This window comes from Clostridium sp. C105KSO13 (assembly GCF_001517425.1).
Taxonomy (GTDB): domain Bacteria; phylum Bacillota; class Clostridia; order Lachnospirales; family Lachnospiraceae; genus Muricomes.
In genome coordinates this window covers 1-26,743 of the sequence record NZ_FBWL01000143.1, presented here as the reverse complement: position 1 = coordinate 26,743, position 26,743 = coordinate 1, and the positions used below count along the sequence as shown (strand labels likewise).

At 43.7% G+C, this 26,743-nt stretch carries 27 protein-coding genes; 8 read left to right on the top strand and 19 right to left on the bottom strand.

Going from position 1 to position 26,743, the window contains the following annotated elements; translation table 11 throughout:
• Nucleotides 1–236: 236 nt before the first annotated feature.
• The 10 genes from truA to BN3456_RS02270 all read right to left on the bottom strand — a co-directional run bounded on the left by truA (nt 237) and on the right by BN3456_RS02270 (nt 8,784).
• Complete coding sequence (truA, locus tag BN3456_RS02315) at nt 237–974, bottom strand: tRNA pseudouridine(38-40) synthase TruA (RefSeq protein ID WP_089982527.1); 738 nt, start codon at nt 972–974, stop codon at nt 237–239.
• Nucleotides 961–1,617, bottom strand: a complete 657-nt coding sequence (locus tag BN3456_RS02310) for an ABC transporter ATP-binding protein (RefSeq protein ID WP_089982526.1) — start codon at nt 1,615–1,617, stop codon at nt 961–963. The genes truA and BN3456_RS02310 overlap by 14 nt, the downstream gene beginning before the upstream one ends.
• Before the next feature lies 1 nt (nt 1,618).
• On the bottom strand, nt 1,619–2,443 hold the full coding sequence (locus tag BN3456_RS02305; RefSeq protein WP_089982524.1) for an ABC transporter ATP-binding protein: 825 nt from the start codon (nt 2,441–2,443) through the stop codon (nt 1,619–1,621).
• Nucleotides 2,443–3,285 carry an ABC transporter permease gene (locus tag BN3456_RS02300; RefSeq protein ID WP_089982522.1) on the bottom strand — a complete coding sequence of 281 codons (843 nt, stop codon included), beginning with the start codon at nt 3,283–3,285 and terminating at the stop codon, nt 2,443–2,445. The genes BN3456_RS02305 and BN3456_RS02300 overlap by 1 nt, the downstream gene beginning before the upstream one ends.
• 4 nt (nt 3,286–3,289) lie before the next feature.
• Nucleotides 3,290–4,228 carry an ABC transporter permease gene (locus BN3456_RS02295; protein WP_089982521.1) on the bottom strand — a complete coding sequence of 313 codons (939 nt, stop codon included), beginning with the start codon at nt 4,226–4,228 and terminating at the stop codon, nt 3,290–3,292.
• A 101-nt stretch (nt 4,229–4,329) separates the two neighbouring features.
• Nucleotides 4,330–5,874, bottom strand: a complete 1,545-nt coding sequence (locus tag BN3456_RS02290; RefSeq protein WP_089982520.1) for an ABC transporter substrate-binding protein — start codon at nt 5,872–5,874, stop codon at nt 4,330–4,332.
• Nucleotides 5,875–5,956: 82 nt separating this feature from the next.
• Nucleotides 5,957–6,406 carry a transcriptional regulator NrdR gene (gene nrdR, locus BN3456_RS02285; protein ID WP_089982518.1) on the bottom strand — a complete coding sequence of 150 codons (450 nt, stop codon included), beginning with the start codon at nt 6,404–6,406 and terminating at the stop codon, nt 5,957–5,959.
• A gap of 48 nt (nt 6,407–6,454) precedes the next feature.
• Nucleotides 6,455–6,709, bottom strand: a complete 255-nt coding sequence (locus tag BN3456_RS02280) for a PRC-barrel domain-containing protein (protein WP_089982531.1) — start codon at nt 6,707–6,709, stop codon at nt 6,455–6,457.
• 103 nt (nt 6,710–6,812) lie between these two features.
• Entirely contained in the window at nt 6,813–8,009 is a 1,197-nt protein-coding gene (locus BN3456_RS02275) for an ABC transporter permease (RefSeq protein WP_089982517.1), read from the bottom strand.
• Nucleotide 8,010: 1 nt separating this feature from the next.
• Entirely contained in the window at nt 8,011–8,784 is a 774-nt protein-coding gene (locus tag BN3456_RS02270; protein WP_089982515.1) for an ABC transporter ATP-binding protein, read from the bottom strand.
• 198 nt (nt 8,785–8,982) lie between these two features.
• Between BN3456_RS02270 and BN3456_RS02265 the strand changes: the two genes are divergently transcribed.
• On the top strand, nt 8,983–9,354 hold the full coding sequence (locus BN3456_RS02265; RefSeq protein WP_089982513.1) for a DUF3783 domain-containing protein: 372 nt from the start codon (nt 8,983–8,985) through the stop codon (nt 9,352–9,354).
• 75 nt (nt 9,355–9,429) lie between these two features.
• Here BN3456_RS02265 and BN3456_RS02260 read toward each other — a convergent pair whose 3' ends face one another.
• From BN3456_RS02260 to BN3456_RS02245, 4 genes are all read right to left on the bottom strand, one after another.
• Nucleotides 9,430–9,909 (bottom strand): hypothetical protein, encoded by a 480-nt coding sequence (locus tag BN3456_RS02260; protein ID WP_089982511.1) that lies wholly within the window; start codon nt 9,907–9,909, stop codon nt 9,430–9,432.
• Nucleotides 9,903–10,115 (bottom strand): helix-turn-helix transcriptional regulator, encoded by a 213-nt coding sequence (locus tag BN3456_RS02255; protein ID WP_089982509.1) that lies wholly within the window; start codon nt 10,113–10,115, stop codon nt 9,903–9,905. The genes BN3456_RS02260 and BN3456_RS02255 overlap by 7 nt, the downstream gene beginning before the upstream one ends.
• A gap of 196 nt (nt 10,116–10,311) precedes the next feature.
• Nucleotides 10,312–12,054: an ABC transporter ATP-binding protein gene (locus BN3456_RS02250; RefSeq protein ID WP_089982507.1), complete on the bottom strand. Its 1,743-nt coding sequence runs from the start codon at nt 12,052–12,054 to the stop codon at nt 10,312–10,314.
• A gap of 1 nt (nt 12,055) precedes the next feature.
• Complete coding sequence (locus tag BN3456_RS02245; protein ID WP_089982529.1) at nt 12,056–13,798, bottom strand: ABC transporter ATP-binding protein; 1,743 nt, start codon at nt 13,796–13,798, stop codon at nt 12,056–12,058.
• A gap of 187 nt (nt 13,799–13,985) precedes the next feature.
• Between BN3456_RS02245 and BN3456_RS02240 the strand changes: the two genes are divergently transcribed.
• The 6 genes from BN3456_RS02240 (at nt 13,986) to arcC (ending at nt 19,774) form a co-directional block, all read left to right on the top strand.
• Nucleotides 13,986–14,687: an ABC transporter ATP-binding protein gene (locus BN3456_RS02240; protein WP_089982506.1), complete on the top strand. Its 702-nt coding sequence runs from the start codon at nt 13,986–13,988 to the stop codon at nt 14,685–14,687.
• A gap of 1 nt (nt 14,688) precedes the next feature.
• Entirely contained in the window at nt 14,689–16,443 is a 1,755-nt protein-coding gene (locus BN3456_RS02235) for an efflux RND transporter periplasmic adaptor subunit (RefSeq protein WP_089982505.1), read from the top strand.
• Between the two features lie 16 nt (nt 16,444–16,459).
• A complete protein-coding gene (locus BN3456_RS02230; protein WP_089982503.1) occupies nt 16,460–17,698 on the top strand; it encodes an ABC transporter permease in 1,239 nt (412 codons plus the stop codon).
• Between the two features lie 88 nt (nt 17,699–17,786).
• Nucleotides 17,787–18,167, top strand: coding sequence for a hypothetical protein (locus tag BN3456_RS02225; RefSeq protein ID WP_089982501.1), 381 nt, complete (start codon nt 17,787–17,789; stop codon nt 18,165–18,167).
• Between the two features lie 44 nt (nt 18,168–18,211).
• Nucleotides 18,212–18,763 carry a prolyl-tRNA synthetase associated domain-containing protein gene (locus BN3456_RS02220; RefSeq protein WP_089982500.1) on the top strand — a complete coding sequence of 184 codons (552 nt, stop codon included), beginning with the start codon at nt 18,212–18,214 and terminating at the stop codon, nt 18,761–18,763.
• An 81-nt stretch (nt 18,764–18,844) separates the two neighbouring features.
• Nucleotides 18,845–19,774 carry a carbamate kinase gene (gene arcC, locus BN3456_RS02215; RefSeq protein ID WP_089982498.1) on the top strand — a complete coding sequence of 310 codons (930 nt, stop codon included), beginning with the start codon at nt 18,845–18,847 and terminating at the stop codon, nt 19,772–19,774.
• 94 nt (nt 19,775–19,868) lie between these two features.
• On the opposite strand, the gene BN3456_RS02210 is transcribed toward arcC, so the two are convergent.
• Nucleotides 19,869–21,452 (bottom strand): DEAD/DEAH box helicase, encoded by a 1,584-nt coding sequence (locus BN3456_RS02210; RefSeq protein WP_089982497.1) that lies wholly within the window; start codon nt 21,450–21,452, stop codon nt 19,869–19,871.
• A 312-nt stretch (nt 21,453–21,764) separates the two neighbouring features.
• Between BN3456_RS02210 and BN3456_RS02200 the strand changes: the two genes are divergently transcribed.
• Nucleotides 21,765–22,424, top strand: a complete 660-nt coding sequence (locus tag BN3456_RS02200; protein ID WP_089982494.1) for a PAQR family membrane homeostasis protein TrhA — start codon at nt 21,765–21,767, stop codon at nt 22,422–22,424.
• A gap of 69 nt (nt 22,425–22,493) precedes the next feature.
• Here BN3456_RS02200 and BN3456_RS02195 read toward each other — a convergent pair whose 3' ends face one another.
• The 4 genes from BN3456_RS02195 to BN3456_RS02180 form a co-directional block, all read right to left on the bottom strand.
• Entirely contained in the window at nt 22,494–23,060 is a 567-nt protein-coding gene (locus BN3456_RS02195; RefSeq protein ID WP_089982492.1) for a nicotinate-nucleotide adenylyltransferase, read from the bottom strand.
• Complete coding sequence (locus tag BN3456_RS02190) at nt 23,060–23,566, bottom strand: NUDIX hydrolase (protein WP_089982490.1); 507 nt, start codon at nt 23,564–23,566, stop codon at nt 23,060–23,062. Before BN3456_RS02190 ends, BN3456_RS02195 begins: the two co-directional genes overlap by 1 nt.
• A 33-nt stretch (nt 23,567–23,599) precedes the next feature.
• The gene (locus tag BN3456_RS02185) at nt 23,600–25,342 is read right to left on the bottom strand and encodes a S8 family peptidase (RefSeq protein WP_089982489.1); all 1,743 of its coding nucleotides are present in this window, start codon (nt 25,340–25,342) and stop codon (nt 23,600–23,602) included.
• 106 nt (nt 25,343–25,448) lie between these two features.
• Nucleotides 25,449–26,465 (bottom strand): glycosyltransferase family 2 protein, encoded by a 1,017-nt coding sequence (locus BN3456_RS02180; protein ID WP_089982487.1) that lies wholly within the window; start codon nt 26,463–26,465, stop codon nt 25,449–25,451.
• Between the last annotated feature and the right edge of the window lie 278 nt (nt 26,466–26,743).

Here is a 26,743-nt window from a genome sequence, read left to right as displayed (position 1 = left end):
AGAGCATTGCTTTGGTGCGCCGTCAAGGGTGGCGGACGTTGCCAAGGAATAAAATATCTGCAATTTTCAAGGTTCTTTTAGAACCTATTTTTTAGGTTCTGTTTTTCATAGGTTACTTTACACTACCTCCCGGTGGACTGTCTCGCCGGCACTTCACCAAATATCTTCATTGAAGATCCATGAAACAGTACACCAGTATATCAGTCAGTCAATGCGAACTACATGCCATACTGACTTTATTCATAGTAGACTTCTTTTAGAAACAGACCCCTGGCAGGAGCAAGAAATCCTGCATATTCCCTCTGCCCGGCCTCCAGAACTTTTTCCGCCTCTTTCGGCGCCCTCTCTCCGATGCCGATTTCCAGCAATGTCCCTGTCAAAATACGGATCATATGGTACATAAAGCCTGTTCCATAATACTCCATCCGCAGCTTGTCGCCCTGTTTCTCAATGATTATATCATAAATCGTCCGGATTGTGGATATTTCGTCTTTTTTATCTGTAAAGCCCGCAAAATCATGTGTACCTGTCAAGTAACCCGCTGCTTCCTTCATAGCTAAGATGTTTAATTCGTGAGGATAATGAAAACAGTACTTTCTTGTAAAAACATCTGCTTTTTCCCGAATATCCACAAAATATTCATATCGCTTGCCTTTTGCATTTTTCCGTGCATGAAAACCGTTTTTTATAAGCATCATATCTTTAACCCTGACATCTTCCGGCAGCACTGCATTTAATTTCAGGCGAAATTCATCTTCAGCCACCTTGCCCGGCAAGGTTACGCTTGCTGCCTGCCCTTTTGCATGCACGCCCCCGTCTGTTCTGCCGGAGCCATCTATCTTTGTTTCCCGTCCTGCCACCTGGGTGATTGCTGTTTCCAATACCTCCTGTATGGTCATCTCCGTTGTTTTTTGTCTCTGCCAGCCCTGATATCTTGTGCCGTCATACACTACCGTCAACTTATATGTCCGCATATTCCTTCACTTCTCCGTCTTTTAAAAAGAGCACCCTGCTGCACAGCATACTCACTACATCCAAGTCATGGGATACAAACAGGTAACATATTTTTTCCTTCTCCTGCAATTCACGAAGGAGCTTAATAATCTGAGCCTGCACGGTGACATCCAGTGCAGACAAAGGCTCATCCGCCAAAATCAGCTTTGTTCCCGTCATAAGTGACAACGCAATGCTTACACGCTGTCTCTGTCCCCCGCTTAATTCCCCTGGGTAACGGTCATAGATTTTCGGCAGAAGATGCACCTGTTCCAGCATTTTCTCCGCTCTTCTGCGGCGTTCTTCCTTTGAATATCCCCCTTGAACTCTCAGGGGTTCTTCCAGAATCCAGCCAATAGTCTTTCTTGGATTTAAAGACCTGAAAGGATCCTGAAATATCATCTGGGGACGTTTTGTATAATGAACTACTTCTCCCTCGTAATCCTTTTGCAGGCCAAGAACACATTTACACAGAGTGGTCTTTCCACTTCCACTTTGTCCTGCCAGGCCCACAACTTCTCCTTCATATAAGGTAAAGGAGACATCTTCCAGTACTTGTTTTCTTTGTCTGCCTTCTCTATAGAAAGCATTCAGATGCTTTACTTCCAGAATCTTTTCCGCCATTTTACTCACCTGCCTCTGCCCGTAAAAGTTCATAAAAAGCAGTACTTCTGGTACGTTCCGGAATTGCAGCAATCAGTTCCTTTGTATACTCTGTCCGGGGATTCTCAAATATTTCCCTAGTTATACCTTGCTCCAGTATCACACCGTCTTTCATCACCAGTACACGGCTGCACAGCTCATTTACAACTCTCAAATTGTGTGAAATGAACAGAATACCCATATTATACCTTCTATTCAGCTTCTTCAACAATTTTAATATACTCTCCTGTGTTCCTGCATCCAGAGCAGTCGTTGGTTCATCGGCAATCAGAAGTTTCGGCCTGCACACAATCGCCGCGGCAATCATAACCCTCTGCCGCATTCCGCCAGATAACTCATGGGGATATTTTCCGTACAATATTTCCGGCTGATCCAGCTCTGCATCCTCCAGGGCCCGTATGACCTTTTTCCTGCGCTCCGCTCTGGAAAGCTTTGTATGAAGAATCAACGCCTCCTCCACTTGTTTTCCGATTTTCATCGTCGGATTGAGTGCGGTCATAGGCTCCTGGAATATCATACTGATATCCTTTCCCTGGATTTTTCTCATTTCCACCTGGGTCAACTTCAACAGATCAGAGTTGTCCAGAAAAATACTTCCGCTTTCCAAAACCTCATGTTCCTTTGTGAGACCGGCTATAGTCAAAGCTGTCATAGTTTTTCCGGAACCCGACTCTCCTACAATTCCAAGTATTTCTCTGCTCTCCATCTGAAAAGAAATTCCCCTTACAGCCTCCTGTTTTTTTCCGCTGTCCTCAAAATGAATAGACAGATTCTCTACTTTCAGCATTATCTACCACCCCCGAACCTATCAAGAACGCCTTCTCCAAGCATGTTTACCCCGAGGATCAAAAGTATCAAAAAGATTCCTGGGAAAATCGCACACCAGGGCCCGCTTGCCAGGTAGGTCTGAGATTCCGACAGCATCAGTCCAAGGCTCGCATCCGGCGGCTGTACACCGATTCCGAGATAACTCATACCGGCCTCCTGTATCACTGCATTGTTAAATCCGATAGCCAGTGCGGATAAAAGCGCAGGCATAACGTTTGGCAGGATATGAACAAACAGAATTCTGGGGGTTGGCACACCTATAAGTCTCGCGCTGACTATATAGTCTTCTTCCCGGCACCGCAGGAATTCGCCCCGTACAATTCTTGCAAAACTGGGAATAAATGCAATGCCCAGCGCCAACATGACTTTGTATTTTCCGGTTCCCCATACACTTATGATTACTAATGCCAGAAGCACACTTGGAAATGCTGCCAGGGCATCATTTATGCGCATTAATATTTCGTCCAGCCAGCCTCCGAAATATCCGGTCACTGCTCCTGATAGAATCCCGATTCCTCCGCCGATTACAATGGTTCCCAGCGCAACAAGTAATGTGTTGCCTGCTCCCACTAGTACCCGGCTGAACACATCCCGTCCAAACTGGTCTGTGCCAAAAACATGGACCAGCGCGGGGCCCTTCAGTTTGAGAGAGCCCTGCATAGCTTCCGGATCATAGGGGGACCAAAAGAACCCCAATAAAATAAGACCTACCATCACAACCGTAAGGGCCAGACCAAATACAAAGTTATAACCAGTTTTTCCCAATTTCCCTTTACTTATTCTTAACTGCTTCAATTTCATGCCCCTACACTTCAATCCGCCTGTCCAGTTTCTGATACAGCAAGTCCACCAGCACATTAACCATCAGAATCACTGTGGCAATTAAAACAATAATTGCTTCCACCACAGGGTAGTCCCTCTTTGAGATAGAAGAAATCAATGTCCTCCCAAGTCCGGGTATGCCAAATACCTGCTCTATGACGATGCTGTTGGCAATCATATCCGCAATTACCATTCCCAGAAAAGTAGTCACAGGAAGAATTCCATTGCGCATTACATGCCGCAGCAGCACCCGCCAAGGATTATTTCCTCTGCTCTGGGCCGTACGCACATAATCCTGCCTCATCTGAGCCAGCAGGGAATTGCGAAATAGTTTTATTGTCATCGCCGCCTTGGGCAGCGCAATCGCAATACCCGGCAAAATAAGATACTTAAGAAACCCCCCCATGCTCTCTTTATAAGATACGTAGCCTCCGGGGGTGAAAAGTCGGAACAGTAATCCAAACAGCACAGTAAAAACAATTCCAATAAAGAACGGGGGAACTGACATGACAATCTGATTCAGAATAGTGAACAGCCTGTCTATAAACTTATTTTTATATCTCACACACAACACGCTGACCGGTATAGAAAACAAAAGAATAAATAAAAATGCAATCGCTGTCAGCGTAAGAGTAATGGGAACCTTGTCTCCAATCATCTCCCTTACAGGAGTCTGATAGGAATAAGATGTGCCCATATCCCCCATCATAAAATCTTTCAGCCATCGTCCATAGCGCTGCGGCAGGGGACGGTTTAAGCCCATCTCCTCCCGCAAAGCCTGGACTTTGCTCTCTGTAGCCTCTGTGCCCAGGATACTCCTGGCCGGGTCTCCCGGAATCACCTCAAAAGCAAGAAAGGCAAATATACTGACAATCAACAACGTAATTATAAGACCTGTTAATTTCCTGATAACAAATTTCATATCTGTCTCCTTGAAATGGGGTCTGACCCTTTTGAGGCCCGTTTTCGGAATTGTTTCCAACAATTCCGAAAACGGCAGGCAAAAGGGTCAGACCCCTTTTTCTACTCTACCATATATATTGTGGACATATCCTGTACATATAGGGGATAGAATACATATCCATCATATTTATCGCTGACTGCGACCAGGTTTGCCAGATCCTGAATATATACGTTGGCTGCCTTTTCGGCAAGTATTCCTTCCAGTTGTTTGTAAAGTTTTGTCTGTTGTACCTCATCTGTAGTAGAAACTGCCTCTTTGAATACCTTTTCATATTCTTCATCATGGAAATTGATGAAGTTTCCTGAATTACCTGTAGTAAACCGCTCAAGCATTGCCCGGGCAGACAGATTAGCCGCATCCACACCGACTACTGTAGACTGATAGTTATGATTTGCATATACCTCTTCCAGCCAGGACTCCCACTCAATCGGTTTTATTTTCACATTTACACCGATATTTTTCAATTCTTCCGCAATCACCTGGGCAGTATCCACATGTGGCTGATCTGCCGAACTGACCGTAATTTCCAAATCAAAGCCGTCGGGATAGCCCGCTTCTTTTAGCAGTTTCTTTGCCTTATCATAGTCCTGTTCATAATAATCTGCATATTCATCATCATAATACTTTTTCAGTCCCGGATACATACTTGTCCCGATGCGCACGCCTTTTCCGTCTGATATGATATCCATGATTTCATCCGGATTAATTGCATAACTCAGCGCCTGCCTTACCTTTTCGTCGTCCAACGGCTTTACGGCATTGTTCAGATACAATGCCTGAACAAGATTCATGGTTCCCTCTTCAATATGGAACCCACTTTTAAGTTCTGCTGCCTGACCCGAGGTCAGCCGCATTGTCATGTCAATGGAACCGCCTTTTAAATTCGTCACCAGCATATCTGCATCTGCCATGATCTTAAACTCAACCTTGTCTAAATGTGCCTTTTTTCCCCAATAGTCCTCATTCTTTTCCAAAAAAACATTTTCCTGAGGGCTGCGAGATACAAACTTAAAGGGGCCAGTCCCCACAGGTGCCGTCTCAAGGGAGTCATAATCTTTCGGGATAATCGCGGTCGTCATATAGGCAAGGAACTCTGTATTTGGTTCTTTCAGTCGTATCTCCACAGTCTTATCGTCCAGGATATTCACACTGTCAATAATAGAATACGCTGATACCAATGGATCCCCATTTGACGTATCAGCGCATCTGTCTATTGAATATTTCACATCTTCCGCCGTCACGTCATTCCCATTATGAAACTTTACTCCATCACGCAAAGTAAATGTATATACCTTTGCATCATCAGAAATTTCATAATTGCTCGCTACGGCTTCGATTAAATTACCATCTTTATCCGGCTTTACCAGGCCTTCATAAATGTTAAATAAAACCTCTTTAGTTCCTGCCGCAACTGCTTTGTGTGGGTCAAGACTGTCCAAATCCTGGGAAATACCAACTTTTATACTTCCGCCTTCGACCGGTTTTCCAGAAAGTTTATTCTCAGTTATTGACGGTGCCGCCTTCTTATCACCTGAACACCCGCTCAGTGCAATAGCTGCAGCTGCTGTGAGCACCAGAATTGTCTGTGCTACTCTTCTTCTCATAATTGTCTCCTTCTTCAAATAACTTCCCATATTCAGTTTTCGTTTTTTATTTTATTAGATTTGTTCTTCTTTGACAAGCTTTTTAGGCCAAAAATTTCTTTAATTCCGACATAAATGTATTAATATCTTTAAATTCTCTATATACAGAGGCAAATCTGACATAGGCAACGGGATCCAGCTCTTTTAGCTTGTCCATGACAATCTCGCCGATCAGACTACTGGGAATCTCTTTTTCTTCTCTGTTAAAAATATCCAGCTCCACTGCATCTATGGTCTTCTGAATTTCCTGTGCAGGAACAGGTCTCTTATAGCAGGCTCTTAAGACTCCTGATTCAATCTTGGAACGGTCATACTGCTCCCTGTTATTATCCTTCTTGATTACAATCAGCGGAATAGTTTCAACTTTTTCATAAGTTGTGAAACGCTTTCCGCACTCATCACAAGAGCGTCTTCTGCGGATGGAACTGTTGTCTTCCGCCGGCCTGGAATCAATCACCCTGGTATCAGAATGTCCACAATAAGGGCATTTCATAATATATTCCACCTCTCTTCTAATCTTTTTCCCCATTATACACAATATCTAGTACTTTTGCAAAAACTTTTCTTCCCGGATTTCTACTAGTATAATGTCCGGTCCAATCTTCCTTATGCATTCCCAGGGAATAATATATTCACTGTCTGTACCCAGAAATCCGCATATTTTTGCCGGGCCCGGTATAATAATGGCTTCTATCCGTCCATCCTTAATATCTATTGCCACATCTACAACACAGCCAAGCCGCTTGCAGTTACACACATTAATTACTTCTTTTTCTCTTAATTCACATAGTCTCATATTTTCACCTGATTCCCTTTTACGCAAAGAATGCCTGCATGGAATAAAAGTCTCTCTCACTTTTACTCTATGCAGGCATTCCCCGGCAGGTGCCATACTGTCACTAAATTGTCATTACTTTTTCACTTTCAAACGCTTTTCCTATGACTCCGATTAAGATTGCGCCAATTACAAGTGTAATCCCCAGGGTCGTTGTGTACTGCATCATTGTAACCTCCTGAGTCAGTATCCCCTGCAGGGCAAGAGATGTATTATAAATCGGCACCGCATACAGCCAATCACCGGGAGTCTTTGTTGTAAACATTGTAGTCATCCCCAGTACAAGAATCAACATATAAACAGGCATTACATATGAACTGGCTTCTTTCGCTGTTCTGGCAAACACGGAAACCAGAACAATGATTGCCGAATATAAAAAGGCAATTGCAACAAGCAAAACGGCCAGCATGGCAATCTGTTTCGGGTTTAATGTAAGGTTCATCCCCAGATCCGATTCCCCCATCATCTGCGGCATAAACGCCACCAGTGCTCCTACGTAAATAACTGAGGAGACTCCCGAAATAATCATCAGGGCAATTACTTTTCCCAGAACTATGGAGCTTCTCTTGATAGGGGAAACCAGGAGGCTTGCCATAGTTCCCCGCTCCTTTTCTCCCGCCACCATATCTGTTCCGATCCCCATAGCCCCGGCAAATAGTAGGATTGTCACGAAATACGGGAGCATCATGCCCAGAACCTTACCGCCTGCTTTTTCTTCATCCTGGATTTCCATATCCGGGTTATCCGAATTCACGGTGAATACGGTCAATCCTCCCATATCATCCACTCTCTGGGACAGAAGACCCTGACGGTATGTTTCCAATACCCCGGTTGAAATAGTATCATATGCAGCCCGGGAATAGTCCTCGGAAGGATTATAATATGTCTTTATCTGGGGAATGGCGTTTCCCCGCTCATAGCCGGACACCATAGCTGCAAAATTTTCCGGAAACTTGATTAACAAATCTGCATCTCCATCCCGAATCATTTTCGCTGCCTTTTCCCAGTCTTTCAGCTCAACGATTGTACAGTCTTTGTCTGCTGATTTTAGAAACTGTGGAAACCCGGCCGGTGCATTTTGAACATAGACGATGGATGCATGAGCCTCTACATCCTTCTGCGCATTGTTGCTTAAACTCCCCACCAAGGACATAACTCCTATCATAATAATGACCGGGAGAAGAAAAACTGAGAAAATCATCCTTCTGTCCCGGAACACTCTGTCCAGTTCTTTTCCACATATAAGTTTGATTCCGTCCATTTTACTCCCCCCCTTTTTGGTGCCTGTAAAGTTCAAAGAAAGCATCTTCCAAATCATCCGCATTTGTGTCGTGAAGAATCTGGGCTAGGCTTCCCTCTGCCACCTTTTTCCCGTCGATGATTACTCCTATCCTGTCGCAGATTTTCTCTGCCTCGGACATAACATGGGTGGAGATCATCACGAGTTTTCCCTCGGATTTAAGCTTTTTTAAATAGTCGGTCACACTTCTGGCGGTAATAACATCCAGTCCATTTGTAGGTTCATCAAAAATGATAATTTCCGGGTCATGTACCAGGCACACTGCAATAGCGGCTTTCTGCGCCATACCCGTGGACAGTTCCTTGATTTTTTTATGGGAGAAATCCTTGATTCCAAAATAAGTAAACAATTCTTCTTTTCTAGCCGTAAGTTTGTCTTCCTGAATATGATGGAGTCTGCCAAAAAAGTTAAACATATAATCTACCGAAAATTGAGGATCCAGCTTAATATCTCCTGTCAGAAAACCAATCTTTGCTCTCACCTTCTCAGGTTCTCCCTTCACTTCATGTCCCGACACAAATATCTCCCCCTCTGTAGGCTTGATAATTGTGGAAATACAGCGCAGGGTAGTGGTCTTGCCGGCACCGTTCGGTCCCAGAAGCCCATATATCTCTCCCGGCCTTGCAGTAAGACTTAAACGATCCACAGCAGTCTTCAAAGAATTCGTTGCCTTTGATTCCTTCATCTGCTTTTTGTTTAATTTATAAATTTTAGTCAGATTTTTAATTTCAATCATAATACCCTCCTCCCATTGTACCATTGTGTTAATACAAATATATCCTTTTGAAATATATTTGTCAATAAAGATTTTTATTCCATCCCCCTCTTTTTTTCTTTTACAAAATATACTACAATGTTTTCAGGATTGCGGGAGCACCTAGTGCGGAGCAACCCGTTGGTATCATAACCTAAAGCAAATGAGGAGGATTAAGTTTTGAAAGAAACCATATTACTGTTCCATATTCCGGAAAAAGAAAAAAGACTGAAAATTGAAATGGCACTCTTCCCACTCCACGTGCGGCTGAAGTATATAATGCAGGAAGATTACCACCAGCCCCTGGGTGTGCTGGCTGGTATAAAAGACGCCGTCCCCGCCGAGGGCAGTTACACCGGCGAGGATCTTCCTGATACCATGATTGTCTTTGCCTTCTTCAGCGACAGCCGCCTGAATCAGGCACTGGCTGCCCTAAGAAAAAGCGGTGTCGGCCCACTTTCCTACAAAGCAGTCCTGACCCCCACCAACCAGCTCTGGACTGCCCCGGAATGCTTTGCTGAACTCAGACAAGAACATGAAGCCTTAAATTAGAAAAGGGGTCAGACCCTTTTGCGGCCGGTTTTCAGAATATTCCGAAAATTATGGGTGTAAAAGAGTCTGACCACTCTACAACTTTTTTTCAAAATATTTTTTAAGGGCTGCCGCCAAAATACAATATGCCATCACCATCCCCCACACTGACCAGAATACTGCCATGCTGAAAAAGCCAGATACCAGCATGGTCACGTAGCATAGTCCCATGGTACTCATTCCCGCCCAATACATTGCTTTCTCTGCAATCAGACGATTTCTTTCATCTGATTCTTTCAGGCGCTCTGCACGCAGCAGCTTTTCATTTTTCAACATTCTTTTCGTCTTCAGTATGTTCTTAAGTGAAAAAAAGAATATAACTGCCCCTGTCCCCGTGAATACTCCGCTCAAAAAGGAGCCCTGAACCCCGTTGTCTGTCATCATCCAGAACAAAGCAACTAAAATTGTAACCACACCAAGCACACATAAGACCCTATCCCGGTTCATTCCGAAAATAAGTTTACCTCTATACTCTTCATCTGTCTTTGCCCCCTGGCTCAACGTTTGTATCAACATATGTTTTCCTCCTCCAAATTAAAAATAAAAATATCTTCAATCGCCATATTAAAATACTGCGCAATCTTATGTGCCAAAATAAGTGATGCGTTGTATCTGCCGCTCTCCAGAGAAATAATCGTCTGCCGCGTCACTTCAACCGCATCAGCCAGTTCATTCTGGGTGATTTTGTGCTCCTTTCTCAATTGTTGAATACGATTTTGCAAAATTTCCCTCCTTATGAATGCTTGTGATGTATAGCTTACTTTACACTTCAAGTATAGTCCACTTTACATCTATTGTCAAGTGTATTTTTCTTCTTAAAAGAGTTAAAAAAAGAGCCATCCCTTTTGTGTTCAGCTTTCAGAATATTCTGAAAACCGCCCGCAAAAGGGTCTGCCCCCCTTAATAATGTGCCCCCCCTTAATGTGCAAACTGACTCTCATATAACTCTTTGTAAAATCCTCCTCGGGCCAGTAGCTCTTCATGTTTACCCTGTTCCATGATGTTCCCGTCCTTCATGACCAGTATGACATCTGCCTCACGGATGGTAGATAGCCGGTGGGCCACAATAAAGCTGGTCCGCCCTTCCATCATACGCTGGAAAGCTTCCTGAATCCTGATTTCTGTCCGTGTATCTATAGAAGATGTTGCCTCATCTAGGATCAACATAGGCGGAAGATTGAGCATAACCCTTGCAATACATAGGAGCTGTTTCTGTCCCTGAGAGAGATTTCCGCCGTCCTCCTGAATAAATGTATCATAGCCGTCTTCCATTCTTTTAATAAAATTATGGGCATGTGCAGCTTTTGCAGCAGCCACGATTTCCTCCCGGGGAGTATTCGGCCGGCCATAAGCAATATTTTCTGCTACCGTACCCGACTTAAGCCATGTTTCCTGCAGCACCATGCCAAAGTTCCCCCGGAGACTGTCTCTGGTTACTTCTCTGATGTCATGGCCGCTAAGGATAATCTGACCGTCATCTACATCATAAAAGCGCATCAGCAGGTTAATCAATGTGGTTTTACCGCAGCCGGTGGGCCCGACAATTGCTATTTTCTGTCCCGGTTTAGTTTCCAGATTTAAATGCTTCAAAAGTGGAACTTTCTTATTATAAGAAAAGGAAACATCTTTCAAGCTCAGATTCCCGTCCTCCTTTTCTAAAACAACCGCATCTGCTCTGTCAGGAATTTCCGGGTCCTCTTCTATAAAATCAAACACACGTCTTGCACATGCAAAGGCATTCTGCAATTCTGTCACTACACTGGAAATCTCGTTAAACGGCTTGGTGTATTGATTTGCATAACTTAAGAACGCAGAAAGCATGCCTACAGAAATTGCTCCCTGTATGGCTGTCAATGCACCTACAATACCAACTCCTGTATAAACAAGGCTATTGACAAATCTGGTAGTAGGATTTGTGATAGAAGAAAAGAAAATTGCCTTCAGGCTCACCTTCTGTAATTCTCTGTTTACTTCATCGAATCGTTCCAGCGCCCTGTCTCCATAGCCAAAGGCCTGAACCACTTTCTGATTTCCCACCATCTCATCCACAAGTGCAGTCATTTCCGCTCTTGTCTCCGACTGGGCCTTGAACATTACATAAGTCCGCCTGGCAATAAAACTTGCCACAAATAGTGACAGCGGTGTAATCAAAATAACAACCAGCGCAATCTTTACATTTATGGAAACCATGAAAACCAGTGTTCCTAAGATAGTCACTATTCCGGTAAATAATTGAGTGAACCCCATCAGCAGTCCATCTGAAAATTGCTCCACGTCTGTAATAATACGGCTGATTACCTCACCATATTGATGACTGTCCACATAACTTAGAGGAAGTATCTGCAGTTTAGAAAATGCACGAACCCTTATATCCTTTACTACCCTATAGGTTATAATGTTGTTGCACAGATTCATCAGCCATTGTGCAAGGCTCGTAATAAATACCACCACAGCCATTACTTTTAAAATATAAAATACTGCTTCAAAATCCACCTTGCCCTTTCCAATTACAAAGTCAACAGCATCACCTGTAAGAATAGGTGCATACAATGTGAGGATAACAGAAATCAGTGCAAACAGCAGTGAAAGAATCATATAACGCATATATGGCTTAATCAGAAGTAAAATCTTCTTTGTTGTCTTGTCTTTTTTCCCTGACATATCAGCGCACCTCCTCCTTTGACAGCTGGGAATAGCAGATTTCTCGGTAAACCGGACAATTCTCCAAAAGTTCCTCATGGGTTCCACTGCCTGCTATGTTCCCGTCATCCAGCACAATAATCTTGTCTGCATACCGAATGGAGGCAGCCCGCTGGGATATGATAAAAACAGTCATTCCCGAGGTATCTTCAGAAAGAGCTTTCCGAAGCCTGTAGTCCGTAGCAAAATCCAGTGCGGACGCACTGTCGTCCAGAATCAGCACCTGGGGCTTTCTTACCAGTGCTCTTGCAATCGTCAGACGCTGCCGCTGCCCCCCGGAAAGATTTTTCCCGCCTTCACTGATTACTGTGTCAAGACCTGACTGCCGGGACTCCACAATCTCAAGTGCCTGTGCCGTTTTCAATGCAGCAAGAATCTCGCTATCTGTGGCGTCAGCCTTTCCCATCTGCATATTCTGACGGATTGTTCCATGAAACAGAACCGCCTTTTGCGGAACAATTCCTACCTTGCCTCTTAAAACATCCATTCTCCATTCTTTTACATTCACACCATTCACAAGCACACTGCCCTCTGATGTATCGTAAAACCTGGGAATCAGATTCACAAGAGTAGTTTTCCCGCTGCCTGTTCCCCCTATAATCCCTATAGTCTCCCCGGCATATGCCTGGGCAGTGATATTTGACAAAGCCGGCTCCTGGCTGTTCTGATAATAAAAAGTAACATTTTGCATTTCTACCCTGGCCGTTTTCTGCTGTTCTTCGTCAGACTCTTCTCTTACCTCAGCAGTTCCGTCCTTAATCCCCGGTTTTAAATCAAAGACTTCATTAATTCTGCCGGCAGATGCCATTGCCTTCGTAAAAGAAATAATCAGATTTGCAAGCATTACAAGTGCAAGCAGAATCTGGGTCATATAATTCACAAGGGCTATAACCTCCCCCTGTGTAATTCTCCCCACATTTACCGCACTTCCACCGTACCAGACAACCGCAATAATTCCAACATTTACAAATACATAAGTGACGGGATTCAATAATGCCGATATCCTGCCCACCTTCAGCTGAAGCTTCATTAAAATGCTGCTCTTCTCTTCGTATTCCTGCATTTCCTGATTCTGCGTCCGGAAAGCCCGAATCACCCGGATACCTGCCAGATTTTCCCTTGTGGAAAGCAGTACCTGATCCAGTCTCTTCTGCACCTTCTTATATAGAGGAATCGTAAGCATCATAATTCCATAAATGACAAGAGCAAGCAGCGGAACTGCCACCAAAAATATAAATGCGATCCTCACATCTATGGTAAAAGCCATGATCATAGCTCCCACTACAATAAACGGTGATCGCAGAAACAATCTCAGGACCATGTTCACCCCTGTCTGTGCCTGGTTTATATCACTGGTCATACGTACCACAAGGGTGGAGCTTCCTGCTTTATCAATCTCCCCATAAGACAGCTGCTGAATATGACGAAACATAGCATGGCGCAGTGCTGTTCCGAACCCAACCGCTGCCTTTGCCGCAAAATATTGTGCAGTCAGGGATGACGCAAGTCCCAGCACGCCGAATAAAACCAGGACTCCTCCCAACTTCCATATATAAGAAATGTCTTGATTCTTTATCCCTACATCTATAATCCGGGCCATTACAAGGGGCACTATCAATTCAAACGTAGCTTCAAGCATTTTAAACAGTGGTGCAAAAACGCTTTCTTTTTCATACCCCTGCAGAAAATGTAATAATTTCCTCACATTTTTTTCCTCCATATCACTTTCATTAACATTAGAATTGTAACAGACAATCCTTTTGCTGTAAATGTCCTGCATGGCTACTTTCTCATGTTTTGTGGTATCATAAAAGTATTGACTTTTTATTCACGAAATATTATTGTATTATTTAAATAATACAGATATAGTATTAAATACGGAGGTATCTTTCATGGAACCACTCATCAAAATTGAGAACATACATAAAATCTATAATCCCGGTGAAAATGAAGTCCGCGCTTTGGACGGCATTGACCTGCGTATTCAAAAGGGTGAATTCGTAGCAATCATAGGGCACTCCGGATCCGGAAAATCTACGCTTATGAACATGCTGGGCTGCCTGGATGTTCCCACCTCAGGGAAATATTATCTAAAGGGGTACGATGTTTCGCAATTGACAGACAATCAATTGTCGGAAATCCGCAACGAAGAAATCGGTTTTATTTTTCAGGGCTTCAATCTGGTGGCAAACCTGGATGCTGTGGGGAATGTAGAGCTTCCCCTCATTTACCGGGGAATCGGGAAGCAGAGACGCCGCCGCATTGCTGAGGAAGCTCTAAAAAAGGTAGGCCTGGGCACCCGGCTTAAGCACAAACCTAACGAATTGTCCGGCGGGCAGCAGCAGAGAGTTGCCGTCGCGCGTGCCATTGCTGCCCAGCCGCCAATTATACTTGCAGATGAACCTACCGGTAATCTGGATACCAGATCCACTAAAGAAATTATGGAAATACTAAAAGGATTGCATCGAGGAGGGCGCACCGTTATCATCATCACACACGACGATGATATTGCCAATCAGGTCAATCGGATTGTCCGCATTGTTGACGGGCGTGTAGAAAACGACTATCTAAATGAAGAAAGGGAGGATGCATAACATGTTTTCTAAGAAGAAAAGGGAACAGGATAAAGATTTAGACACCATTATCACAGAGACTCTGGAGGAGGATGCAGTTTATGATGAAGATTCCTATGAGCTTGAAGACAGTGGCGCAGGCAAACCGCCTCGCAAGAAATTGCCCGGTTGGGTTATTATTCCGATCATCGCAGTTCTGGCAGTTATCGTTATAGCAGTCTCTTTCCTTTCTAAGGGAAACGACAGTGGAAATGGCACTACTCTTCAGGTTTCAAAGGTAACCACAGGGGATGTCCGCGAGGTATACAACGCCAGCGGTAAAATTGAAAGTGAAAATACAAAAACATATTATTCCCCTGTTACGGCTCCTGTGGAAAAATGCAATGCCGTCGTGGGAAATGCAGTGAAATCAGGGGATCTTTTAGTTTCATTTGATACAACCAACCTGGAACGTGACAATCAGCAGGCCCAACTGACACTGCAGTCCAGCCTAAACAGCTCCCTTGCTGCAAAAGCACAGAATGCAAAAGCCATCGATGCAGCAAACGCGGCAAATGCACAGGCAGCGGAACAGGCAAATCAGCTGGCTGATCAAGTAAATGAATTGGGTGCACAGGTAGATGCGGCATATGCAAAATATCAGGAGAACCTGGCTGCGGCGGAGGCCGCTGCCCCCGGACAGGAACAATTGAAAGCAGAAATTGTAGCGCAACAGAATATAATAGATATAAACAATGCTACTATACAGGAAATCAACGATAATTATGGTAACAGCCGTGCTAAATTAGATGCAGCATTAGCAAAGCCCTATAGTGAAAGAGATGATAATGATTGGGCAACAATTACATCATTACAGAAGGTATATGAAGGATATGATGATGCTGCTAAAGCGATAAAGGAGGCACAGGAGAAAATCACTGAAGCGAACAAAGGCATAAATAACGAAGCCGTCGACGATGCCGGCTACAATGAGCTCAATGCCCAACTGGAATCTGTCTACGCCCAGTGGGAAGCTGCCTATAATGCGGCATCTGCCCCCACTGCGGATGCGGGCATGTCTTCCGCCGAACTGGAAGGCCTGGCCATCAGTGACAATCTGGCTGAGCTGACAGCGCTGACTCCTGCCGAGCTGGTAGCAAAGGGTAAGGAGGGGATGACCGCTGATATGGACGGGGTTATTGCTTCCGTAGGCCTTTTGGAAACCAATACGGCAACCCAGGGAATGGCCATGTTTACAGTTGCCAGCACGGAAAAGGTACGGGTGAAAATCGAAGTGTCTCCTGACGATTATGAAAAAATAAAAGTCGGAAACAAGGTGGAAATTACTGTGGGAGAATACAAATATCAGGGAAAGCTGACGAAAGTCAATAAAATAGCTCTTAACAATGAAAAGGGCAACCCTGTTATCGGCGCAGAAATACACATCGACAACCCTGATGAGAACATTTGCATCGGTGCCACCGCAAAGATTTCCATGACCGTAGCCGAATCCAGTGATGTTCTCCTGGTTCCGACTGAGGTAATCAACACTTCCTCCGAGGGTGACTTCGTATATATCATTAAGAATGGTGTTGTAAAGAAAAAATCGGTTGAGCTTGGAACTGCATCGACGACTAAGATTGAAGTAAAGAGTGGCCTGAAAAAGGGTGACCAGGTCGTAAATGATTTAAATGTAGACATCAAGGATGGGATGAAGGCCACTGCAGCGGAGAAGAAAAATACAGACACGGAACAAAAGGAAACAGATTCACCCGTTTCGATCAGTGTAACGGATTGAGAAAAGAGGATATAACATGGGACAATTTTTAGAATATGTAAAAATGGCTCTTGACAACATCCGTTTCAATAAAGGCCGCTCCTTTTTGACCATGCTGGGCATCATTATCGGCATCACTTCTGTTGTCACCATTGTTTCCATCGGAAACGGGCTGAAAAAGGATGTGGTAGATGCATCAAATGAGCAGAACAATACTGTCATTGTGCAGACGAATACGGATGTAGTTTCTGATCCAAACAGTATTACCGGAGATGATATTGCCTTTTTAAGAACTTCTCTGGATGAGTCTGTACAAAGTGTATCTGCTTATACACAGACCTCCGGGACAATCGAAACCCGCAAAGGGAGCTTTGATGCGTATATCTTGCTGACGACACCGGATTATGAAAATGCGCAGTATACTGATCCCTTGGTAAAAGGAAACTACTTCACTGACAACGACGTAGCCAATGCCAATATGGCCTGCGTAATTGACGAACTGACTGCCTTATATTTATTTGGGAACACGGATGTCATCGGCATGAGTATTGAACTTAAAGTCGACAGCAGCATACAGAGCGTAAATATTATAGGCATCCGCAAAACTTCACAGGAAATGATGGCGGCTGAAAAGCAGTATCAGGCCATGGGAATGGATAAAAGCATCAGCCTGGAAATGCCTTTTACAGTATCCAATGCCTTTGGAAATCCTATTGAGGCATTTCCCGCCGTTTCTATCACTGCATATGATAAAGAGCAGGCAGCAGGGATTGCAAAAAATGCAGTTCAGATATTAAATTCCAGGCATCAGAACCTGGGAGACTCGCCGTTTATTCAACAAAAACCCATGGACTTCTCAGATATGTTTGGTTCTATCATGGACGGAGTCACCGCCTTTGTTGCTTTGGTTGCAGGGATTTCTCTTGTTGTGGGGGGAATCGGTGTTATGAATATTATGCTTGTATCCGTTACCGAGCGCACCCGGGAAATCGGTATCCGCAAGGCATTAGGCGCTAAAACCGGTTCTATTGTGGCTCAGTTTCTTTGTGAGTCTGCAATCATTTCAGGAATGGGCGGTATTATAGGTATTATACTTGGAGCCGCACTGACAGCGCTGATTACCGCTCTTGGTGTAGGCGGAATCAAAGCTCAGCTTTCATTTCCGGCTATTTTAGTAGCCACAATCTTCTCATGCAGTGTAGGAGTTGTGTTTGGAATCTATCCAGCCAGAAAAGCAGCAAAATTAAGTCCAATTGAAGCATTACGCAGAATGTGATATTATGATACGAAGGTCAAAATACCTTTTGACCTTTACATCACATTATTTATAATTTTAAAATTCTAAAATCGAGGAGGATTTTTGCATGAAAAAACGAAGCACATTGTTAAAAGTATTATCCATTATCCTTATTGTTCTTGGGGCTTTAAGCCTAATCTCCAGCATCATTGGGGTCGCTGCCGGCAGAATGGTCCCTGAGGAAACTTATGCTTCCCTGGGAGTAGCGGCACCAACTACCTTTAGTTATATTCTGTCTTTTGTAGGCTCCTTTATTTTCTTAATTTCGGGTATCGTGGGGGTAGTCTACAAATCCAAACAATCCGTATTGATCATGGGAATTTTACTGGCTGTATATTATATTTTCAATATTATATATTCAGCTGCGATTGCGCCATTTTCCGCACTCAGTCTGATTAATCTTATATTCCCCATTGTCTACCTCTGGGGCTGGTATCAGTCTAATTAGATCAGTTACATTAATTTTCAAATGAACCAAGAAAGGATATTATCATGGACGAAATACATGTGAGCAAGGAACATTTTACAAGTAAACCGGACTGCTCGTACCGTACAGACAAGGAAGCAAAAACCTATGACCTTCTGGATAAACTGCATATTCCATATGAAGGTGTAGATCACGATGTGGCCCCTACAATCGAGGCCTGCAGGGCAATAGAGGAGGAGCTTGGAATCCTCCCCTGCAAGAATCTGTTCCTGAGGAATCGTCAGAAAACCACATTTTTTCTACTTCTCATGCCGGGGGACAAAAGGTTTTTAACAAAGGACTTATCCAGTCAGCTGAATATTTCCAGGCTTTCCTTTGCAGAGCCTGAGTTTATGGAAGAATTTCTAAACCTCACACCAGGCTCTGTCAGCGTACTGGGGCTTATGAATGACAGGGATTGGGATGTTGACCTTCTGATCGACAAAGAATTACTTGATAATGAATATCTGGGGTGTCATCCTTGTATGAACACCTCCACATTGAAAATAAAGACTGAGGATATTCTGAAAAAGTTTCTGAAACATACCGGCCACCGATACACTGTTGTCACACTTTAACATTGATTTTTCACTCAGGAAATACTATACTTTTCATAACACATATTCATATAAATCTTAAAAAATCAAGAGGGCACGCATATGAAAAAAAGAGTCGTTGTTGCACTGGGACACCGGGCACTGGGAACCACCCTCCCCGAACAGATGGTGGCTGTAAAAAAGACAGCAAAATCCATTGCAGATCTGATTGAAGAAGGTTACCAGGTTGCTATAACTCACAGCAACGCACCACAGGTAGGCATGATTCACACCGCCATGAACGAGTTTGGCAAGACACATGACAATTACACCTCTGCTCCCATGTCCGTATGCTCGGCAATGAGTCAGGGCTATATCGGATATGATTTGCAGAACGGAATCCGCGAAGAACTTCTGAACCGCGGTATTTACCGCACGGTCAGCACCGTTCTCACCCAGGTCATCGTAGATCCTTATGATGAAGCATTCTATACCCCCACAAAGGTTTTGGGGCGTTACATGACTGCCGAGGAGGCCGAGGAAGAACGCAGAAAGGGAAATTATGTGGTAGAAGAACACGGCAAAGGTTTCCGTCGTGTCGTAGCTGCACCCAATCCTATAAAGATAGTAGAGCTGGATGCCGTGAAGGTTCTGCTGGATGCCGATCAAATCGTAATCGCATGCGGAGGAGGCGGCATACCGGTTCTGGAACAAGACAATCATCTCAGGGGTGCCAGTGCTGTTATAGAAAAGGACTTAGCTGCAGGAATACTGGCAGAAGGAATTGACGCAGATAAACTGATTATCCTGACAAGCGTTGAGCAGGTCTGCATTAACCTGGGACGACCGGATGAAGAAAAGCTTGGTGAGATTACTGTAGAACAGGCAAAGAAATACATGGAAGAAGGACATTTCGGTATTTATAATATGCTTCCTAAATTCCGCGCGGCAGTAGAATTTATAGAACAACGTGACGGCAGAAGTGCTCTAATAACCTCCTTCGACAAGGTAAAAGACGGAATCAAAGACAGAGCCGGAACTATCATAAAATGAAAAAAGGGGGTCTGACCCTTTTGAACGCTAAATTCTGAATTGTTAGAAACAATTCAGAAAACAAGCCTCAAAAGGGTCAGACCCCCTTTTCGTATTATTTCTGGTTGGCAGGTTCTACAGCTATAGACTTTCCTTTTATCTTGGTATGGGCCATAGCATTTAATACTTCTCTTGCATATTCTTTGGGCACTTCTACGAATGTGTATTTATCATACATATCGATGGAGCCAATTACTTTTCCCGGGATGCCGCTTTCTCCCGCAATAGCGCCGACAATGTCTCCGGGTTTTGCTTTGTTTTTTCTGCCTATGTTGATGAAAAGGCGTATCATTCCCGCTTCTTCCGCACCGGTATCTCCAAATTCCATTTCTTCAGGGCTTATTTCATTTTGTCCGGAGGTGAATTTCAGAAATGCAGCCGCCATATCCATGACCGTGTAGTCGGAGACATTCACTTTATTTTCAATCGCAAGAAGATATTTTGTCAAATCTTCCGTTTCAATAAGATGATCAATTTCGTCCAGGATGTTTTCCATTTTAGTACTTGCTACATCATTTAAAGACGGAACCTTCTGTGCATATATCTTTGTCTTGCAGTAACGTTGAATTTCCTTTAATTTATATGCCTCTTTCCCGGACACAAAGGAAAAGGCTCTTCCTTCCCGTCCTGCTCTCCCTGTTCTCCCTATTCGATGCACGTAATATTCATCGTCCTGGGGCAGGTCATAATTAAATACAGCCTCAACCTCTTCCACATCAATTCCTCTTGCCGCCACATCCGTGGCCACAAGGATGTCAGTTTTACCGGAACGGAATCCCTGCATTACCCGATCCCTCTGTACCTGCTTCATATCACCATGCAGACCTGCGGCAAAGTATCCTCTGCCGAGAAGCCCATTTACCAGAATATCAACCTGTTTTTTCGTATTACAGAAAATAACTGATAGCTTTGGTGTATAAATATCTAAAAGACGGGAAAGTACTTCTTCCTTATTTTTAGGTCTCACCTCATAATAAAACTGTTCAATATTCGGCACCGTCAGCTCTTTTTTCGTCACCTTAATAAGCTCAGCTTTTTTTTGAAACTTCTTTGTAATATCTAATATAGCCCGGGGCATTGTTGCTGAAAATAGTACTGTCTGTCGTTCCTCGGGGACGCCTTCCAGAATTGTCTCAATATCCTCGCGGAATCCCATATTGAGCATCTCGTCCGCCTCATCCAGAACGACGGTGTGAACATCTTCCATTTTTATGGTCTTTCTTCTCATGTGGTCCATCACACGTCCCGGTGTGCCAATAACCAGCTGTGCTCCGCTCTTTAAAGAGCGAATCTGGGTCACAATTTCCTGGCCGCCATAGATCGGCAGTACCTTAATCCCATGCATATATTTTGCAAGGCTGCGGATTTCTTCCGCCACCTGAATTGCCAGTTCCCTTGTTGGACAAAGGACAATCGCCTGAAGTTTTCTCTCTTTTGGATCTATCTTTTCCAAAAGGGGAATACCGAAGGCCGCCGTCTTTCCCGTACCGGTCTGAGCCTGCCCGATCATGTCCTTTCCTGTTCTCATAACAGGAATTGCTTTTGCCTGGATTGGTGAAGCCTCCTCAAATCCCATGCTCTTTACTGCTTTTACAATTTCGGGGAGGAGCCCCATCTCTTCAAATCTTACTTCTTCCATAAATCTCCTTCAATGTCTTTCGTTACAGTTTGCCATAAGATTGAATCTACCTCACTTTTTCCCGCACATATCCTTAAAAAGCCCGCGCCAAACTGTAGCTGTCAAATAGTCGCAGGTGATATCATAACAAAATTCTAAAAAGATGTCAAACAGCAGGAAAACCTCCAGTATCCTTCTGCCCGGTTTGGAATAATTGCACCACTTTCTTTTTATTCTTGCATTTCTGCTATATAAGGTGTAATATATGCATATACTAAACATAGTTTTCAATACTATATGTAATGTTTTTAATTTCCAGGAGGTGTGTCACTTATGAATAAGAAACCCTTTTTTAAAGACCCAGGCAGTGCAATTACACATTTTATAGGAATGCTGATGGCTATATTTGCTGCGATTCCTCTATTAATAAAGGCAGCTCATGAACCGAGCAGGATATACGTAATTTCGATTTCTGTCTATGCTGTAAGCATGATTTTATTATATGCAGCCAGCACTACTTACCATACCTTTGATTTATCAGAAAAGAAAAATACTATTCTAAAAAAAATTGATCATATGATGATTTTTGTGTTAATCGCAGGAAGCTATACCCCCATTTGCCTATTAGTGCTGCAGGGAAGAACCGGCAAGATTTTACTAGGAATTGTATGGTCTGTCGCAATTGTGGGGATTTTAATAAAAGCTTTCTGGGTATACTGTCCCAAGTGGGTGTCTTCCGTATTATATATCGGAATGGGCTGGACCTGTGTGCTGGCGTTTACCCAGATGTTAAATAACATGTCCAGAACCGCATTTCTATGGCTTTTAGCTGGCGGCATCATTTATACAGTCGGCGGAATCATTTATGCAATGAAACTTCCTATTTTCAATAACAGGCATAAAAATTTTGGGAGTCATGAAATATTTCACCTGTTTGTTATGGGAGGCAGTGTATGCCACTTTGTTCTCATGTACTCTTTCCTTCTGCCCTAGTGGGTACATCAATGTGGGCATACAGAAAGCAGGAGTAAATGAATGTATATCATTTACTCCTGCTTTCTGCTATTCAAACATGTGGTTCAACTCCTGTATTCTCTTGTCTATTCCATGTTCTATAATATATTCACTCACCGTCTTTGGCACGTACTGCTGCCATTTTTGACCTTCCACTATTGTTTGTCTTATTTTGGTTCCTGTAATTCCTCTTTCGTCCTCTGTCTTTCTCCAGAGCACCTCTGTCTCCAGGCCCAGTCTCTGCAGAATCTGATAGCATTCCTCATCCCACTGACCGCAGATGCTCATAAAATAGACAGCATCTCTGGGAGCATATTGGGTGATTAAATCCGGCTGACTTATGGGAAACGGGATTATCTCATATTCTTCCCTTTTCACCCCAAAATCCCTCAAGGCACCCTGTATCATCTCAAGGCGTTCAAAATAGGTAAGGGGGTTATCCCGTTTTGTTGTCCCGTGCAAATCTAAAGAGGATGTTGCTGCAAAGGCAACAATATCCGAATGTGTAATCCCGATGTATAACTTCCTGCATCTCATTTTGGCTGCAAGTACATTCTCCATATGCTTTAAGTGAAAGATTTGAAACCTCCCATGTATAACCCCTGTGTCGACCATCACCTGGCCCCCCTCTCCCGGCTTTGAGTTGATTTTTCCATCGTTTTTCCGTCCAGGGCAGCATACTGCAGAATGTCATTTTCATCGTACACCAGCTTAAGGGAAAAGAACTCTCTGTCTTCCTCTATAAAGCGAAAAAAGATTTTATCTCCTTCCCATATATTCAGCTCAAAAACCTTTTTCTTATCTACCCATTCCAGTTCTCCCTCATCACAGGCTATGGGCTCACCTGTAAAGCCATCTGCGGTATAAAGAGACATGTATTCCACAATATTCTCTCCATATACAAAGGTTACGATTCCTCGATACTTATATGAAGTCAGTGTATACCCTGTTTCTTCCTTTACCTCGCGCAGCAGGCATTCCTCCGGACTTTCCCTGTCTTCAAAGTGTCCCCCGACACCTATCCATTTATCCTTATTCACATCATTTTCCTTGACCGTACGATGCAGCATCAGATAGCGGCCGTCTTTCTCAATATAGCACAACGTACTTAACTTAAACATCTCTTTCGCTCCACTCCTTCCTTTTGTCCTTCGTTATACCGGGATACTATCCCGCACGCAGAGTGCCCCATAACCCATAAGGTTATTAGGCCACTCATCAAATCCGGGCAGCTCCCTTGCCCCTCTGCGGAGATAGGCTTTTACCTTTTCACCGTACAAATAAGGATCGTTTCCGTTTACAATGCCCCACTCCATCAAAAGAGCTGCACTCCCTGTCACAAAGGGCGTCGAGAAAGATGTACCCGTAACTTCCGCATATGTGCCGCCGGGCACAACTGTGGTAACTCGAACTCCCGGGGCCACCAGGTCGGGCTTTAATGCGGTTGAAAATGTGCCTGTGGGAAAAATTCCCCGACCTGAAAAGTCCGCATAACTGAAGGTAAGTGCATCATACGCGCCTACAGTAATCACCCTGCCGGCCGTGGATGGTATCGTAAGGGTTGCATCGCTCTTTGGGAATAAAAATCCAGTCCCCTGATTCAATACACCCTGGCTAGGCAGCCACATCTGGTATTCCCCTGTAACCAGTCTTTTTGGTGTCAGTATAATCTTCCATTCCCCACTGTTTATATATGAATCTCTAGGGAGGAAATCTATAAAAATTTCCTGTTTTACACTATAGGGACTTGGTTCTCCATAGTACAGCAGTATTTCTGTCTGCCCCAGTACAAAACGCTGAGGACCGAGAATCTGCTGCAGCGGTCCCACCCTGACACCTGAAGGACTTTCAATGGAAATATCCACATCATCCACATAGGATTTCCATATCTGTACACTGACCGTTGGTTCATTCATCTGTACCCCCAGCCGGATAATTTCTTCTGTCCCCTGTACAAGAGTGCCCGAGGTATGACCGCTGCTGGTCCCCTCATTTCCGCTGCCTACACTTATGGTAGTTCTTCCGAAGTTTGATATCTCATCCAAAAATCTCTCCAGAAGAGAGGTGCCGTCATGAGGGCCATATGTATTCCCAAAGCTTATATTTATCGATACCGGCATCTGGTATTCTATTCCCTTTCTCACAGCATAATCTACAGCCTGCATCAGCTCTGTTGTCCTGGGAAAACTATCCTCTCTCGGATTTCCAAGCTTAACAATCAGAAGTTCACTTAGGGGTGCCACACCTACAATCTGGCTGCTTGCAGTCCTCGAACCGTTTCCGGCTGCAATTCCGGCTACCGACGTTCCGTGCCCCGACGTATCCTGGCTTGGTACAATTTCTTCCCGGGCCATCCTATTCTCCTGCTGCAGGGCATTATTAATCTGCTCCATCGTATATTCTGTTCCAATATTATATCCCACGGGAGGATTCCCCTGTATGGTCTGATCCCACAGCGCACGTATCCGCGTTGTCCCGTCAGCGTTTCTGAAGTCCGCAAGAGTATAATCAATACCGCTGTCCAAAACCGCGACCAATACACCATTGCCGAATAACGAAAAAGGAGGCTGCTGCACGGGATTGATGCAGGAAACCCGCTTTCCGTTAACTAACTGAAAGAACAGCATCTTTGGTTTTTCGATGTATTCTATCTGAGGAAGCGCCGCCAGTTCCTCGATTGCAGACTCTCTAATTGTAATAATTGCATATTCATTTGCCAGTTGTGTCACGGTCTGGGCAAGAGCACGAACAGTATCCAGTGATTCGGAATACTTGATAATTAAGTCCCATTCTCTGTCAATTGGATTATATCCCACGTCAAGTTCCCGTGATTTCTGTCTCTCCTCTTCTGTAGCGTCCAGCGCAAGACTCAGCAGGTTCTCATTTTTCTGACTCATCTAATAGCTCCCGGCAGATTTTTCATTTTACTATATGTAAAATTATCAGCCTTATATATACTCTTTTTATACTAATATGAGTCCCGGCTATTAAATTATTCTTCTTTTAGTTGAACCCGATCAGCCTTCTAGCCACACTGTAGGCCATAGAGGAAACCTTTCGTCCTGACTTCCCGGGAAGGTTGGTAGTCTGTCCAAGTATTCCATAACGAATCCTCATGTAAGAACCATAATCCCTCTTTTTCAGATATTTCCACAGTTCTGTCCTTTTCTCCAAATTTTCCTTTTTCTTGGAGCGGATACACAGAATGGAGGATACCGTCATCATAATAGCAAGATAATTCAACATATATTTTTTGAGCTTCTTGCTGGATATCATTCTAAGCTCATACATATCTATCATGGACTTTGTTACAAATATCTGCTGATTGATTCTGCTGATCATAATCTTCTCATTCACAGACTGATCCTCGCGGCCTATAAAGTACCGATAAAAATCCACATCCAGATAATACAGGTTCCTCACATGGGGAAGGGGATAATAGACATAAATGTTGTCCACATAAAATGTATGCTTCGGAAGCGTGAGCTGGCACAACTTCAACATCTCGGTTCTGTAAATAACTGAGTGCATCAGTATGTACTGATCCAGCCGAAAATGTCCGATGTCATCCCAGTGAAAAATCTGATTCTGGGGAAGGACATTGCGGTAATGGACTACTTTCTTGTGTTCCATTCCCAGCTTCTCGTACACATAATTAGATACAATCATGTCCACCTCATTCTCAGCATGAACAAATCCTTTCACGGCACCTAGTATCTCCATCAGGGCCTCTTCATCTACCCAGTCATCGCTGTCCACTACTTTGAAATACCTTCCTGTGGCATGAGACAACCCAGAATTCACTGCGTCTCCATGCCCCCCATTCTCCTTATTTACAGCTTTCACAATCGTGGGATAGCTTTTGGCATACTGCCTGGCTATCTTCTCAGTCCTGTCTTTGGACCCATCATTTACAATGATGATCTCTACATCTTCCCCGCCCTTTAATACGGACTGAATTGCTTTCTCCATATAGTCTTCGGAATTATAGCATGGAATCGCGAACGATATATATTTCATTTTAATTAACACCTCTTTACTTGGATAATGCACATGATGTAAGTATAATGCATATCTTCTAAATTTCCAACAACTTTATTTGAATTTCCGTTCTTTACCGGTTCATATCAGTTGTAAAAAAAGTGTTTATCCTTTATAGTTAAATTATAAAAATGATCTCTCGGAATTCTGATTGATCATGCCAGCACTGCTGGCAACAGGACATTGAAAAGTGAATATTATCCAAAATGAAATAAATAGTGAAAAAAGAGTATGAGAAATAGACATAACTGTCGCTA